The following is a 15,041-nucleotide window of genomic DNA, read 5'->3' on the forward strand; positions in this document are numbered from 1 at the left end:
AGACTCCGGTTAAGTCCGGCGCAGCTAACACAATGACCGCTGCAACGACGACTGTCACGGATCGCGTTCCATTATCACTTCTGCCAGGAGATGAGTATGCAGCCCGACAACCAGTTTTTAGCGTCCAAAATTGGGTTAAGCAATGGTTCAGGCATTAGCACTAATCATGTTTTCCCTAAAGGAAGTAAATTCCTCGATCGCATTTTTCACCAAAAACAAATTACGTGTTCCTGTATTAATGCAATGCGTATATTAACCAGTTCACTAAAACATCGGTGTTGTGCCGCAGCATACACAGGATCAAGCCCGGGATTATCCGCTTTCACGCGTTATTCTTCGGGTAGACCAGATTAGGAAATCATATTGCACTTTGGGATATTTAAAGTTTTCCCAAAGACGAATTTTCGCATTTTTATTTGAGGGTTTGTTTTGTAGTTTTTATATAAACGTTTTTAGAGATAAAAATTTTAATTTCATACGTGAGGGTATGATCATGGGTTACGTTGAAAAAAAACACAATATCGCTTATGTACTGGCGATTTGTACCGTGGCCGCACTCGGTGGCCTGCTGCAGGGATATGATACATCTGTTATTTCAGGAGTCATTGAACCTTTAACGCAACATTTTAAACTGGAGCCGTCTCAAACCGGCTGGGCCGTATCCAGTATTGTTATTGGTTGCGTACTTGGGGCCTATATGGCCGGGAAACTGGCCGATCGTTATGGCCGAAAAATGGCTCTGACCATTACTGTTTTCTTCGTCCTTGCATCTGTCGCAGGTATGGCTCTGGCGACCAATTTTACCCTGTTTATCTTATTCCGTATTTTGGGTGGATTTGGTATCGGTTTATCCTCCGTCGTCTCGCCGATTTATATGACCGAGGTCGCACCTCGCGATTATCGTGGCCGGGTAGTGGCCATGAATATGATCTGTTTCGTCGGTGGCCAGGTACTGGTGCTAATTGTTAACTATCTGATTGTCCGCGGCGCGGATCATGAATGGCTGGTCAATACAGGCTGGCGCTACATGCTGGGCTTTGGCTTGCTTCCTTGCGTACTTTTCCTGCTCCTGGTCAAATTTATCCCGGAATCTCCCCGCTGGAACGTGATGGTAGGCAGGAATGAAGAAGCGTTGAAAACGCTGTCGCGTATTTCGAATGCCGAACATGGTAGCCGGGTATTGAAAGAAATTGAAGATTCGTTTCATGCTGATGCGGCAGCGGCAGCGAAATCGACTGAATTAACGGAGAAAAAGCTGAGCAGCCGAAGCAAGATGTTTATCTTTATTGCGGCCATGATTGCAGTGTTTAACCAGTTAACCGGGATTAACGTCATTCAGTACTTTGGCCCGACATTGCTGATGAACGTCACCGGTAATATGGAAGAAGCCATGCTGATGGTCACCTGGCTCGCCGGGCTACAATTTATCGGCGTACTGACCGGGATGATGCTGGTTGACCGCATGGGACGCCGCTCTCTTCTGCAAATCGGCTCCTGCGGTACCTTCATCTGCCTTGCCTTCACGTTCCTGACGTTCTACTACGGTGTAAAAGGCTTCACCTCAATTATCGGTCTGCTGGGCTTCATGTTTATCTTCGGCCTGACCTGGGCACAAATCGCCTGGACCGTGGTCGGTGAAATTCTGCCAAACCGCTTACGCGCTATGGGAATGGGTATTGCCTACGCCGCACTGTGGGGATCCAACTTTGTTATCAGCCAGATTTTCCCTGTCATGAATGATAACCCCTGGCTGCGTGAACACTTCCATGGCGGCTTCCCGCTGATGCTGTTCGCTATCTGCTGTTTGATCTCCTGGTGGTTCGTCCATCGCTATATCCCGGAGACGAAAGGGGTATCGCTGGAGAAAGTCGAAGCGCTTGTCTCCGCCCGTATTGAGAAAAATTATGTAGCATCTTCTGTAACCAATAAAATTACAACCCGTTAACTCCCGAAAAGAGAAAGAGGTTATTATGACTATTCATATTGCAAATGCACCTTGTAGTTGGGGTGTTGATGATCCGAAAAACCCGTACCTTCCATCCTGGGAAAAAGTATTAACTGAAGCAAGTAAAGCAGGATATAAAAGTATTGAACTTGGGCCATGGACTTATTTGCCAACGGACCCGAAAAAATTAACTGAAGAACTCAATCGTTACGATTTATCGATTGTCGCCGGGACTATTTTTGATGATTTGGTGAGTGAAAGTAATTTTGCCAATATTGTTGAACTGACGCACAATATTTGCCGTAACCTGTCAAAAATCCCGACGGCTGAAAAAAGCCATGGGGCGAATTATCCCGCACCTTATCTGGTGGTGATTGATTTCGGTAACCCGGAGCGCGCCAAATATGCGGGCCATTCGGATAAAGCGCCGCGTTTAAGCACTACCGACTGGAACAGAATGGTTGAGCATATTAAACATATCAGTACGCTGGCGTGGAACGAATATGGCGTGCGTGCAGTCATTCATCCGCATGCCGGTGGCTGTATTGAATTTGCTGATGAAATTATTCAGATAGAAAAAGATATTCCGCATGATATCGCCGGACTGTGCCTGGATACCGGCCATCTCTATTACTCCGGGATGGACCCGGTGACCTGGCTTGAGCGTTATTTCTCACGCCTGGATTATATCCATTTCAAAGACGTCAATGGCGATGTCCACAAAAACGTGCTGGCAAAAGGTCTGGATTTCTTCGCTTCCTGCGCAGAAGGCGTGATGTGCCCAATCGGTAAGGGCGCCATTGATTACCCTGCGGTGAAAGCCCTGCTGTCCCGCCTCAATTATCAAGGGTGGATTACGATCGAACAAGAACGTGATCCTCGTCAGGCCGAGGGAAGTCTGCATGATGTGACTCAAAGCCTGGTCTATCTCAAATCAGTTGGTTTTTAACAGGAGAATTCGATCATGATCAATGGATTAAAACCTCTGGATCGCTCTTTACGTTGGGGGATGATCGGCGGCGGCGGCACTAGCCAGATTGGTTATATTCACCGTTCAGCAGCCCTGCGTGATGGTTCTTTTGCTTTGCTGGCTGGCGCGCTGGATATTGATGCTGAACGTGGTCGCGCGTTTGGCGTCAAGCTGGGAATTGCGCCGGAGCGCTGCTATCCGGATTACCAGACGCTGTTCCGCGAAGAAGCAAAACGTGCGGACGGCATTGAAGCGGTTTCCATCGCGACGCCAAATAATACCCACTTTGAAATCTGCAAAGCCGCACTGGAAGCCGGCATTCATGTGGTATGTGAAAAACCGCTCTGCTTTACCGGTGAAGAGGCAAAAGTGCTGGAAGAACTGAGCCAGCAGAAGAAAAAAATTATTGGTGTGACCTATGGCTACTCCGGGCACCAGATGATTTTGCAGGCGCGCGAAATGGTACAGCAGGGGCTGCTGGGTGAAATCCGCATCATTAATATGATGTTTGCCCATGGCTTCCATGCAGAAGCGGTGGAGCTGGATAATCCAAGCACACGCTGGCGCGTCGATCCTAAATATGTCGGGCCGAGCTATGTTCTTGGCGATCTGGCGACCCATCCGTTGTTCCTGGCTGAAACGATGGTGCCACATCTGAATATCAAACGTCTGCTGTGCTCCCGCCAGAGCTTTGTCAAAACTCGCGCCCCCCTGGAAGACAACGCTTATGTGCTGATGGAGTATGACAACGGCGCAGTGGGCTCAATGTGGTGCTCAGCGGTGAACTGCGGTTCTATGCATGGTCAGAAAGTCCGGGTTGTCGGTTCAAAAGCCAGCGTGGAATGGTGGGACGAGCAACCCAACCAACTGCGTTATGAAATTCAGGGGGAACCGGTGCGTATTCTGGAACGCGGTATGTCATACCTGGCGCCAGAAGCGCTGGCTGATGACCGCATCGGCGGTGGGCATCCTGAAGGGCTGTTTGAAGCCTGGTCTAACCTGTATCGCCGCTTTGCCCTGGCAATGGACGCATCCGATCGCGGTGATGAGGCTTTCCTGAAGACATTCTGGTATCCCGGAGTACATGCCGGTCGTATCGGGGTAAATTGGGTGGAACACTGTGTAGAATCCGCAGACCAGGGTGGTCAGTGGGTTGAGTTTTCTGTTCGCTAATCAATGCCAGGGAGCGCCGTCAGGCGCTCCCTGAAAGGATATCGCCATGTCAGAAATCCCATCAATTGAAGTGCTGGAACAACAGGAACAGAGTTTACGTCTGGCGCATTTCGATCACCGGGCCGCCTGGTTTATCGGTAACTTGCTCTATGAGCGAGCTAACGCAGAAGCCTTACCCATCGCCATTGAAGTGTACGCCTGGGGGCAACCGTTATTTCTGGTAGCCCTGCCCGGTTCCAGTAATGAAAATCTGGAGTGGATCGCCCGTAAACGGCATACCGTACTGCGTAATGCTCATGCCTCCTTGCTCACCGGGGAGCGTTATAAAGCGCAAGGCATCACAATGGAAGACTTACCCTATCTTGATCCCCAGATCTATACAGATAGCGGCGGATGTTTCCCTTTGCTCACACCGGGTGGCGCAGTATTTGGCGCGGTAACGGTCAGCGGTCTGGCATCCCACGACGATCATGCGCTCGCCGTATGGGCTATTGAGCAATATCTTGCGTCTGAGAAATAAACGGCCGCTCTGGCGCCATCAATAATCACCAGATAGTTTGCAGAAATTAAATATTGCTTTGCTGAGTGCCGATGCGCATATCATCACTCATGCGAGTCACAGGCGTTTTTAACAGCGCCAGCGCTGGTCAAAGAAGCGATGCCCAGGGATGGGCTGAGTGATATTTAATGTACATGCATTTTAAGCGTTCTTTTGTATATACGATCTGATAATATTTTCTGATATACAACCATAGTAGCTGTCGTCACCCCTGATTCAAACGAGCGTTTCACCAATATCCAGGTATATTCCCCAAGGCTAACGCCAGGCCTGCCCCAGCTTATTTTTGTCGCAAGGAGCATTCCACTGCACAATATGTCACTTCTTAATTAAATTTTCTTAATGTATCAATCGTATCCTTTTGAGTGAGCGTTTTTTAATGAATACTGTAACTATTGAGGAAATCATTCGGTCAGCACTGACATGCCTTTATTACTCACAATCTTTATTTCACTTTTGAGTAGCATACTAATTATCGGGACAACAGCAATAGCGTCGCCGCATCACGCTGCGATAAACCCGGCTGAACTTACGCCCCATCGAGAATCCGCAAGTAAACGGCCACCCCGTGCTAACGCGGTAAATTCGGCAAAGCTCCGAACATTATTAAGAGAGTATGATAATCGCCAGTTGGGGAAAGTCACAAAAAATGAACCCCGTTCTTCAGTTCAAAGAAAAATGGTGTACAACCGGACAGCGCCAAATATTCGTTATACCGCTCTGAAAAAAGATCCGGGCGCAAAGGCGTTAGTAAAGAGGGGATTGTTAAAAAGCGCCCGGAAAAAAAGTCCGGAATACCGTCACGCGGTTACAACAAAAATGTTGTTCTCATACACTTCGCGAATTACTGATGATATCCCTGACAGCCTGGCATTCCGGACTCTTCATACAGAACATTACCTCCGGGTCAGACAGAATGCTGTAAAAAAATTGCTGGAACAGCTTGGCAAGCCTTACCAATGGGGGGGCGCTTCCCCTTATAGCGGATTCGATTGCAGCGGTCTTGTCTATTACGCCTATAAAGACCTCGTTAAAACGCCGCTCCCCAGGACGGCTAATGAAATGTTTCATCACCGTGATGCGGCCTCAGTCAATAAAAATGAGCTGGAACAAGGAGATCTGGTATTCTTTCGGATTCACAAAGGTTCAGCCGACCATGTTGGCGTATATCTTGGTAACAATCGGTTTATCCAGTCCCCACGTACCGGTTCCGATATACGAATCAGTAAATTAACCGATGAATACTGGCAAGCACATTATGTCGGCGCTCGCCGGGTTGTCACGCCGCAAACCATTCGTTAAACAGACCAGGGGCGACTTAGAGTCTATCCAGTTAGGGCTGTTTTATTTGCCATTTTGAAGCTGGGCGGTGCTCAAACTGCCTGCAACAATAACACCGGGTGGGATAGGCTCTTAATACTTCAGATGATTCGGCGCATCTTTCGGACGGCATCGCTATTCACACCAGCCACCTCATCAGTCTCCTTGAGTCAGAAAAATTGCCTGACAAATAACGTGGCGCCGGGTATCGACATCATTTACATGCTACTTTCCGGTCTGCACCAAAGCCATACCAGTACCGCTGACATACACATAATTGAGATGACGACACTAGGGATATGCGGCACGGTCAGTATCATAATGGTCGCTGAAAAAGCCATAGCCAGCGTGGACATCCATTTTGCCCGTCTTGGCATCACCCCTTTCCGCCAGTTCTCCAGCACAGGTCCAAACCAGCGATGGCCAACGATCCATGAATGAAGACGCGGGGAACTGCGCGCCGCGGCCCAGCAGGCAAGCAACAAAAACTCAGTGCACGGCAATCCTGGAACAACCAGGCCAAAAGCCGCCAGAATCAGACTGATGACAGCCAGGAGGCGAAATAACATGCGGGTTACGCCGCGGGATATTTTCAGTCTGTCACTACAAGTAATCCACTGACGCATCAAAATAACTCACTCAAAATAGCCTTTAACATTAACCCACATCTTTCATCAACTATACTCTAAATAATTCTAGCTGCAGGACAAAGCGGTTAACCGTTTTGAACCGCGCAAGCATTTTATTTCAGGTATGGCACACAAGAAATTTTACCACCGGCAAAACCTCCTTGCGGGATAATGAAATCCTCAAGGGATAAAATCAACAGACAGATAATTAAGAATTATTAATTGAAAAACGCCCCCTGGCTATTCCTTAAAAAACTGAGAAGGAAATGCATCATTTACACCGCTTCAGGCACAGATAGACACATAAACCCGGATGGGTATTCTGAAAACAAACTTTGCCGCCATGCAGCTCCGCAATGGCTTTTACCAAAGATAACCCCAACCCATATCCGCTGCTGGAGTAACGCTGCTCCAGGCGTTCAAAACGTTCAGTCGCTTTTTCCTGCAGAGACTCCTGGATACCGGGCCCGTAGTCTGCCACATATAACGATAACCACCCCCGGTACAAGCGATAGCCAAGTCTGATGCATCCCCCTTCTGAGGCATACTTAAGCGAATTCTCAATCAGGTTCGCCAGCGCCTGAAATACCAGGGCGCGATCGAAAAACATGACAATATCAGAACTCTGCTCTACCACTATGCGACAGGCTCGCTCTTCTGCCAGCGGTTGATAATATTCCACAACATCTTGCAGGAGTTCCTGTGCAGAAAGTGAAGATAGCTGATGGATACAGCGCCCACTTTCGATCTCACCAATTCGCATAACGGTGCGAAACAACGCTAAAACCGTCTGGACTTCATTAACCGCATGCTCCACCTCTTTTCTGGCTTCAACCGTCAAATCCGGTCTTTCTGAAAGGGTATATAGTCTGTTATGTAAATGAGTAAGAGGCGTACGTAATTCATGTGCAATGTGTCCCGCATTATTACGCACTTGTTCCATTAGACGGTCAATTCTATCCAAATTCTGATTGATATCCACGCTCAATGCGTCGAAATCATTACCATAAGAAGAAACCGGCATTCGCACCTGTTTTTCACCGTTACTATAACGGTGCAACGCTTCGCGAATTTGCCTTACGATTTGTAAGCTTCGTAAGCTAAATTGCCTGCTGACATACAAGCAAAACAATAACACAACAAATACGCCGGCGCCTGCCACGAGAGGGATCGTGCGTACCCGTTCTAACATCGGCAATATATTATATGCCCGAAAAAGAATGCCGCCATCCTGCAGTAATACCGTCAGCCCGACAATATTATTACTGCTGGCATCCTTAATCAGGGATTTAAGGCAGGCAACATCAATATGGCATTTTTCCGCGGACATGCTATAAACCGGCATATTGTGATACACCAGCGCCCCCTGAGGATCAATAACAATGACCTGCGCCATTCCATCATTATTGTCTCCCTGCAACTCATGTTGTAACTGGCTGATGATATCAGACGTTCTTTTCAGGGCGGATTTCACCGAGTAATCATAGATATCGTTGATGATGACGTCATGAACATGCCCGCGCACCAACGATTCGATCAGTATGCTGGAGCCAATCATGCTGACCATCGCCATCACCAGAAACAGAAACACGATGGTGATCGCCTGGCGGAAATTTGCGGTGGTGAGAAAATCAGGATAATGGCTGGCGCTAATCACCTGCCACTGGCCAACTTTCATTTGCAGGTAGCGGAGTAATCGACAAGCAAAAGTGTTCTGGAACATCGCTTACCTTTGCCCTGGCTGTTCCAGACAATAACCGACTGAACGCAGTGTCTTTATTAGCGGCCGGTCAAAACCTTTGTCTATTTTGGCACGCAGTTTCGACATATGGACATCAATCAGGTTGGTTTGCGGATCAAAATGGTAGCCCCATACCCGCTCCAGCAAATGCGTACGACTGGTCACTTTCCCCGGCGTTTCCATTAACATTAATAACAGTTTGAGCTCTTTGTCCGTCAGATCTATCGGTTTCCCTGCCCGCCAGACTTTACGCTGAAGACAATCAACTTTAAGATCCGCAAACGTGAGGACCGCGTTCTGCGCAGCATGACGCTTATCCCGACCAACAATAATATCCAGACGAAGCCTGAGTTCATTAAAATTAAAGGGCTTACCCAAATAATCTTCCGCGCCCAGTTCCAGCCCCATAACGCGGTCGACATCGCGATCTAATGCGGAAAGCAGCATAACAGGGGGATGCTCGCAATTTTGCAACTCACGTAAAACAGTAAAACCATCCATACCCGGCAGCATACGATCAAGCAAAATCACATCATAAACATCCTGACGTATGGCATTTAAAGCCTGAGAACCATCATGAATAATCTGGCAAATATGACCATGAACATGCAATTTTTCACCAAGCCATCGGCAAAGAACAGAATCATCATCAACCACTAAAACACGCATAATATCCCCAGAGTTTAAATGTATTCTTCTTTGTATTTTTTTGAATACCCGGTATTTGTGTCTTTTGCCACACGCGCACAACACGCTTTCACGCTGAAACTTTCACGCTAAATGTGGGCAGGCATAGATTTTTACAAAAGATAATAGCAATCATTATCATTTAATAGCAAGAGCTAACCTGGATTTCACCTCTTTCAAACAACAAGGCACAAAATCACAACAATAAAACGTGCCCTTCGCTGGCGCTTCTCCTGTACGCCCAAATGCTGCCTGTGGCTAATAGTAAGCGATTGTCTTGTTCATGGGGGATCGTTAACAAAACTTAATATTGCCGTAAGCCAGACACGGCGCGGGTTTCACCGGAGCGGCCCTCCCCTCCTGATCTGAATCAATTTCCCTTCCGGACGACTATGACAGTCTTCGCCCAAATAACTGTAAATAGGATTCATTTTCATTAATGCATCCCCTTGTTCAGCTTCCAGGAGAAACTCAGCGATGCCCTTTGATTTCAGCAGCCATTATGCCCGTCCGGGTAATATGCCGTTTTCTCAACGTCGGGCGACCATGCCATGGCGCCAACAAGCCCCACTCAGCGCCAGCGAGCGACACAGCGCCTGGCAAGATCTACTGGCGCATCCATTGCCGAATAACCCACGTCTTCTCTATCTGCATATTCCCTTTTGCGCCACCCACTGCACCTTCTGCGGCTTTTATCAAAACCCGCTGAATGACGACACGCTGGAAAAATATTGCCAGGCGCTGTTACAGGAACTGGAAATGGAAGCCCACAGCCCCCTGCATCAGTCTGCCCCTATTCAGGCTATCTATCTTGGCGGCGGTACGCCAAGCGCGCTTAGCGCTTCCCAACTCTCTATGATTATTCACGCTATTCGTCGCGCTCTCCCCCTGGCACGCGACTGCGAAATTACGGTCGAGGGGCGCATTCTTGATTTTGACGATCGGCGCCTTGAGGCCTGCCTTGAGGCTGGCGTTAATCGATTTTCGCTCGGTATTCAGACGTTCGACACCCGGTTACGACAACGCTTAGGCAGGCGAACCGGGCGACAGGCGATGATTGATTTCATCTGCCATCTTGCCGAACGCTCCCAGGCCACCCTGGTGGGAGATCTGATGTTTGGCTTACCCGGACAGACGCTCGAAAGCTGGCAAGACGATCTTGCCGTAATACGTCAGTTACCGCTGGATGGCATTGACCTTTATGCCCTCAATCTGTTCCCTTCAACGCCCCTGGCTAAAGGCGTGGAGGCGGGCAGGCAACAGCTCCCCACCCCAGAGTGGTGTCGCAATGCCTACACGCTGGCCTGTGATACCCTGGCCGCAGATAACTGGCGTCAACTCAGCAACAGCCATTGGGCGCGCACCCGCAAAGAACGTAACAGGTATAACTTGCTTATCAAAAGCGGCGCGGATTATCTTGCTCTGGGGTGTAGCGCGGGAGGATCGCTGGACGGCGCTGCCTTTATGAACCTGCGTAGTCTTCCTGATTATTTCGATAAAGTGTTGTGCGGGGAAAAACCATTAGCGATGATGACCCGCCGCAGCGCGGATTATCACTGGCGGATGGCTATTCAGGGCGGACTGGACACCGGTTATTTCGACCTGAGCGCTATATTGCCCGACCCCACCCAACTGATGCCGCTATTAACACAATGGCAAACCTGTGGATTATTGTCCTGCCAGTCAGAGGGCACGTTTACCCTGACAACCGAGGGCCGTTTCTGGGCAAGCAATATGCTGGACGCCCTGCAACAAATCATTCCGGTAATACGTCAGACCTCCACCTGACCAATACTCACCCATAAGAGGAATCACGATGAATTCATCTCACCGCTCCCCCTGGCTGATATTCGGCGCATCATCAGGCGTTGGCTTAGCGCTGGTACATCAGGGCTTAGCTGAATCGCGCACAATATATGCGCTGGTACGCTCCCCCGAAAAAGCGGCGATGCTCAGCGCCCTCGGCGTCAAAGTAATAGCAGGCGATGCGCTGGATGCCGGGCACGTTGAATTAGCCTGCGTCACTGCCGGTCCTGATGCGCGGATTGTTTCAACATTAGGCAGCCCGGAAACCGACTACGCCGGTAATCGGCTGATTATTGATACCGCAGAACGGTGCGAACTGAAATATATGTTGCTGGTGACATCCATAGGTTGCGGCGAAACCTGGCACACGCTTTCCGCCCGTGCCCGCCAGGCATTTGGACAGGCGGTAAGAGAAAAGTCCCTTGCTGAAAGCTGGCTGCGAACCAGTACGCTAAACGGTTGTATCGTGCGCCCTGGCGGCCTGAAACACGGTGCCGCGACCGGCATGGCGATCCGGGTCGAAGGAGAAGCCCATGGCCTTATCTATCGTGAGGATGTCGCCCGACTAATCCGTCAGATGATTGATGACGAACAGTGTTATGGCCACACCTTTGCGGTGATAGACCCAACACTCGTAATATTAAATAAAATTTAGGTTTCTATAATTCGCTTGTCGCATACCTGAATTGCATGATAATACTGAAATATAATACAGCGCGAAAAATAGATGGGCTGGTTAATTCATTTCGGTGAAAATTAAACAGATATCACCATTTATTCATACCGGGTGATGCGGCAAGCATAGGTATTCCAATGGGCTTATTCAAATAAGTCACTCAGGCGATCACAGGTGGCCAACGCACAAGTAACCTGAAGAATAACAGTATATAGCCAGAAAAATGAAACCTGCCATCCATAATACAATAACGGTATCTCTGGCACTCCCTAATTTTTAATAAACAATGCAGGAAAAGAATGAAGCGGACTGAACTTTATCAACGTTATCTTGACGCCAAAGAAAACAATCCCCGGACATACGCCCGTGATCTGGCCAGCCAGCTTGGCGTCAGTGAAGCTGAGCTACTTGACGCGCGCGTCGGGCACGATGTGCAGCGCCTGAACGTCGATACACGTATCCTGCTCAACGCACTCGAAAATGTGGGAGAAGTGAAGGCGCTGACGCGTAATGATTTTGCGGTTCATGAGCATATCGGGGTTTATACTCAGCAGTCCCTTCATGGTCATGCCGGTCTCATCCTGAATCCTGGCGGGATTGATTTACGTTTGTTCCTGCAACACTGGCAATGTGTCTTTGCCGTTCACGAAGCCAACAAACACAGCCTGCAATTCTTTGATGGTCAGGGCGACGCGGTCCATAAAGTCTATGCATTGCCGGAAACAAATATGTCCGCATGGCAGGCGATAATTGCTGAATATGCAGATAATAGCGGGCAATCCTTTATTCCATCGCCTTCCCGCCGCCCTCAATATGCCGATAACGTAGATGCGGAAACGCTGGAACAAGAATGGCGAGCGATGACCGACGTTCATGATTTTTTCGTGTTACTGCACCGGCATAACCTTTCCCGCCAGCAGGCATTTAATGCGGTGAGCGACGATCTCGCATGGCGGGTTGATAACACCGCAGTACAGACAATACTGCAGCAGGCTCAGGCGGTGCAAAATGACATCATGATTTTCGTCGCCAACCGTGGCTGCGTTCAAATCTTCACCGGCATTGTCGAAAAGCTGGAGCCGTTAAGAGGCTGGTTAAATATCTTTAACCCACGTTTTACGTTACACCTGAAAGATGACGCTATCGCCGAAAGCTGGGTCACCCGCAAACCGACAAAAGATGGCTTTGTGACCAGCCTTGAGCTGTACGCGGCGGACGGTAGTCAAATCGCGCAACTGTTTGGCCAGCGCACCGAAGGCCAGCCGGAGCAGACGATCTGGCGCGAGCAAATCGCTTCGCTAACGCCGCTTACCGAACCGGAACAGGTATAATCTCGCTCGACGCGCCCCCGTTTCCGGGGGCTATGCCCTTCTCATGCCAAAGCATGCCGCCCACCTCGGACGGTTAAAATGAAAACTCGCGGATAACCACAGACGACAAGCGCTGCCATAAACTGACGGCGAGGATCCGCGGCGTCCCGGTTATCGCCAGAGTCCCTATCACCGCTTGTTCTGGTACCGGCGTATCCGGCGACAGGCGTAACACGACACGATATACCGCCTGTTCTGGCGTCAATCGCTGTTGACTGTCACTGAGCGCGGCGATGTCTCCGCCATAGAGGGAGGCAAGCTCCGCTACCGGCCGCAAATCGCGTACCGCAGTATGTTCCACCTCAACCACCTCACCGGCTATCGAGGAACGTGAAGTATCATGCGGATAGAAAACGCCCTTTGCCCCAATCTGCAACCGCAGCCACGCGTTTTCCGGGACAAAGGCTTCCACCAGAGCGCCCTGCGTGCCGGTCACTGTCGCCAGCCACTCGCCTTGCCCTAACCATTCCCCGGCGGCCAGAGGCCACGCAATATCCGCCAGCCGCCCGGAGAATGGCGCACGTATCGCCAGATCGGTCAGTTGTTGCTGCAACACCTGGTGGCGCTGGCGGGCGGCGTCGCGCTCTTGCCTGACCCGCTGGTGCGTTTGCAATGTCTCATTATTCAGCGTCTGAAAACTCTGCTGCCAGGTCAGCGTCGCAAGCTGAAGATCCAACTGTTGGCGTTGATGCTGGACAGCATCCGCGCGCAGGGTAAACAATATTTGCCCTTTCTCCACCCGTTGACCGGCGCGCGCCCGGATCTGCTCAACCTGCGCCGGCATCGGCATATACAGGCTGCCCTGCTGTTCCGCCCGCAGCAATCCCGGCGCGTAAACCGTGCGCTGCCAGGGAAGCAGCAAGAGCATTGCCGTCAAAAAAATACCGCCCAGGGTCAATATGACATTGCGATTCATTCGGTAATCCTTACGACGGTGGTGCCAGGCGCGAAGCTCATTCGCAATGGGCAACAGCACGAAATAGCCGATTTCAATGGCGAACAACGCCATCCCCAGCAACCTGAACGTCATGTGGTACACCAGCAAAGCGATGCCTGTGAACAGGAACAAACGATAAATCCAGGTGGCAAACGCATACCCGGTCAATGTACGGCGCAGCCAGTTCGGCAAAGGTTCTGGCGGCATATCCCGTAAACCAAACAACCATTCGCGCAACTGCCAGCGCCCCAGTGCGAAACCACGTTGCTGTAAGTTCCCAATCCCCAGGCAGTCAGAAAGCAGAAAATAGCCGTCAAAACGCATCAACGGGCTCAGATTAACCGCCAGCGTCATCATCCAGGTGGTCGTCGCCAGCATAAACGCCGCGCTGCGCGCCATCCCATCCGGCAAAAAGCTCCAGGCCAGCGTTGCCCATGCGGCAATAGCCAGTTCGGTCAGCATCCCGGCGGCGCCAATTGCCAGACGCTGACGGCGGCTGGCGAGTCGCCAGGCGGATGAGGTATCGGTATACAAAACCGGCATCATGACCATCAGCGCCACGCCGAGGCTACTGACCTTCGCCCCGTACCGTTTGCAGGTGTAAGCATGGCCTGACTCATGCAAAAACTTGGTGACGCACAGGGTCAGACCGGCCAACACGGCCCCTTCCAGCGTGAAAAAATGCAGGAAAGTATGGCGAAACGTTTCCCACTGCTGACTGGCAAACAGTAATCCCGTCATCCCGGCAATCACTGTCGCCAGCCAGAACCCTGGGCGATAGAACATCGCAACCCAGGGGAGAGTACGCTGCAAAAAGTTATCCGGATGAAGCAACGGAATGCGCAAAAATAAATAATGGCGCAGAACATAACGCCACCAGGCGATTTTCCCTGCCGCAAGCTGCTTCGTCATTTGTCGAATCGCCTGGTCGCCACATCGCCGGGTCAGGGCGTTGGTGGACAGGAACTCACCAAAAGCCCGCACGTCCTCCTCATCAATCGACACCGGCAACTGCTGGTTTATCTCTGCGACAATCTCCCCTACGTCCCCGAGCGACCAGTGTGATAACAGCGCCATTTCCAGCCAGCCAATACGAAAATAGCGGTCGCGCAGCGGATCTTCTAACGTCCAGGTGGGAGAGCCATCCCAACTGGCGGGGCCTGGGTGCAAAATAAGTTCATCGCGCAGCGGCGCAAGCCGCCCTGTCGACGGAGCCGTTACCGTCATA

At 50.4% G+C, this 15,041-nt stretch carries 12 protein-coding genes; 8 read left to right on the forward strand and 4 right to left on the reverse strand.

Annotated features, from left to right (window positions below; translation table 11 throughout):
- The first annotated feature begins 493 nt into the window (after positions 1–493).
- From FN037_RS15255 to FN037_RS24710, 5 genes are all read left to right on the forward strand, one after another.
- Positions 494–1,945, forward strand: coding sequence for a sugar porter family MFS transporter (locus tag FN037_RS15255; RefSeq protein WP_142502605.1), 1,452 nt, complete (start codon positions 494–496; stop codon positions 1,943–1,945).
- A gap of 25 nt (positions 1,946–1,970) precedes the next feature.
- A complete protein-coding gene (locus FN037_RS15260) occupies positions 1,971–2,894 on the forward strand; it encodes a sugar phosphate isomerase/epimerase family protein (protein ID WP_138360201.1) in 924 nt (307 codons plus the stop codon).
- A gap of 15 nt (positions 2,895–2,909) precedes the next feature.
- Positions 2,910–4,088 (forward strand): Gfo/Idh/MocA family protein, encoded by a 1,179-nt coding sequence (locus tag FN037_RS15265; protein WP_142502606.1) that lies wholly within the window; start codon positions 2,910–2,912, stop codon positions 4,086–4,088.
- Positions 4,089–4,134: 46 nt separating this feature from the next.
- Positions 4,135–4,608: a heme-degrading domain-containing protein gene (locus FN037_RS15270; protein WP_142502607.1), complete on the forward strand. Its 474-nt coding sequence runs from the start codon at positions 4,135–4,137 to the stop codon at positions 4,606–4,608.
- A gap of 462 nt (positions 4,609–5,070) precedes the next feature.
- A complete protein-coding gene (locus tag FN037_RS24710; protein ID WP_142502608.1) occupies positions 5,071–5,949 on the forward strand; it encodes a C40 family peptidase in 879 nt (292 codons plus the stop codon).
- A gap of 236 nt (positions 5,950–6,185) precedes the next feature.
- Here the strand turns inward: FN037_RS24710 and FN037_RS15280 are convergent, their stop codons facing one another.
- The 3 genes from FN037_RS15280 to FN037_RS15290 form a co-directional block, all read right to left on the reverse strand.
- Positions 6,186–6,536, reverse strand: a complete 351-nt coding sequence (locus FN037_RS15280) for a YbaN family protein (RefSeq protein ID WP_260607877.1) — start codon at positions 6,534–6,536, stop codon at positions 6,186–6,188.
- Between the two features lie 331 nt (positions 6,537–6,867).
- Complete coding sequence (locus FN037_RS15285) at positions 6,868–8,319, reverse strand: sensor histidine kinase (protein WP_142502610.1); 1,452 nt, start codon at positions 8,317–8,319, stop codon at positions 6,868–6,870.
- Between the two features lie 3 nt (positions 8,320–8,322).
- The gene (locus tag FN037_RS15290; protein ID WP_142502611.1) at positions 8,323–9,006 is read right to left on the reverse strand and encodes a response regulator transcription factor; all 684 of its coding nucleotides are present in this window, start codon (positions 9,004–9,006) and stop codon (positions 8,323–8,325) included.
- Between the two features lie 495 nt (positions 9,007–9,501).
- On the opposite strand from FN037_RS15290, the gene hutW reads away from it, so the two are divergent.
- The 3 genes from hutW to FN037_RS15305 all read left to right on the forward strand — a co-directional run bounded on the left by hutW (position 9,502) and on the right by FN037_RS15305 (position 12,837).
- On the forward strand, positions 9,502–10,812 hold the full coding sequence (hutW, locus tag FN037_RS15295; protein WP_142502612.1) for a heme anaerobic degradation radical SAM methyltransferase ChuW/HutW: 1,311 nt from the start codon (positions 9,502–9,504) through the stop codon (positions 10,810–10,812).
- A gap of 28 nt (positions 10,813–10,840) precedes the next feature.
- Complete coding sequence (locus tag FN037_RS15300; protein ID WP_142502613.1) at positions 10,841–11,485, forward strand: NAD(P)H-binding protein; 645 nt, start codon at positions 10,841–10,843, stop codon at positions 11,483–11,485.
- Positions 11,486–11,805: 320 nt separating this feature from the next.
- Positions 11,806–12,837 (forward strand): hemin-degrading factor, encoded by a 1,032-nt coding sequence (locus FN037_RS15305; RefSeq protein ID WP_142502614.1) that lies wholly within the window; start codon positions 11,806–11,808, stop codon positions 12,835–12,837.
- 73 nt (positions 12,838–12,910) lie between these two features.
- Here FN037_RS15305 and FN037_RS15310 read toward each other — a convergent pair whose 3' ends face one another.
- The gene (locus tag FN037_RS15310; protein ID WP_142502615.1) at positions 12,911–15,040 is read right to left on the reverse strand and encodes an HlyD family efflux transporter periplasmic adaptor subunit; all 2,130 of its coding nucleotides are present in this window, start codon (positions 15,038–15,040) and stop codon (positions 12,911–12,913) included.
- Position 15,041: the final 1 nt, after the last annotated feature.

Source organism: Klebsiella sp. 2680 (assembly GCF_900198535.1).
Classification (GTDB): domain Bacteria; phylum Pseudomonadota; class Gammaproteobacteria; order Enterobacterales; family Enterobacteriaceae; genus Klebsiella; species Klebsiella indica.

Bases quoted from the DNA above. Each gene is read 5' to 3' on its own strand.
- FN037_RS24710 (WP_142502608.1), top strand. From the start codon at position 5,071: ATGCCTTTATTACTCACAATCTTTATTTCACTTTTGAGTAGCATACTA.
- FN037_RS15300 (WP_142502613.1), top strand. From the start codon at position 10,841: ATGAATTCATCTCACCGCTCCCCCTGGCTGATATTCGGCGCATCATCA.
- FN037_RS15310 (WP_142502615.1), bottom strand. From the start codon at position 15,040: ATGACGGTAACGGCTCCGTCGACAGGGCGGCTTGCGCCGCTGCGCGAT.
- hutW (WP_142502612.1), top strand. From the start codon at position 9,502: ATGCCCTTTGATTTCAGCAGCCATTATGCCCGTCCGGGTAATATGCCG.
- FN037_RS15255 (WP_142502605.1), top strand. From the start codon at position 494: ATGGGTTACGTTGAAAAAAAACACAATATCGCTTATGTACTGGCGATT.
- FN037_RS15290 (WP_142502611.1), bottom strand. From the start codon at position 9,006: ATGCGTGTTTTAGTGGTTGATGATGATTCTGTTCTTTGCCGATGGCTT.
- FN037_RS15270 (WP_142502607.1), top strand. From the start codon at position 4,135: ATGTCAGAAATCCCATCAATTGAAGTGCTGGAACAACAGGAACAGAGT.
- FN037_RS15265 (WP_142502606.1), top strand. From the start codon at position 2,910: ATGATCAATGGATTAAAACCTCTGGATCGCTCTTTACGTTGGGGGATG.
- FN037_RS15280 (WP_260607877.1), bottom strand. From the start codon at position 6,536: ATGTTATTTCGCCTCCTGGCTGTCATCAGTCTGATTCTGGCGGCTTTT.
- FN037_RS15305 (WP_142502614.1), top strand. From the start codon at position 11,806: ATGAAGCGGACTGAACTTTATCAACGTTATCTTGACGCCAAAGAAAAC.
- FN037_RS15260 (WP_138360201.1), top strand. From the start codon at position 1,971: ATGACTATTCATATTGCAAATGCACCTTGTAGTTGGGGTGTTGATGAT.
- FN037_RS15285 (WP_142502610.1), bottom strand. From the start codon at position 8,319: ATGTTCCAGAACACTTTTGCTTGTCGATTACTCCGCTACCTGCAAATG.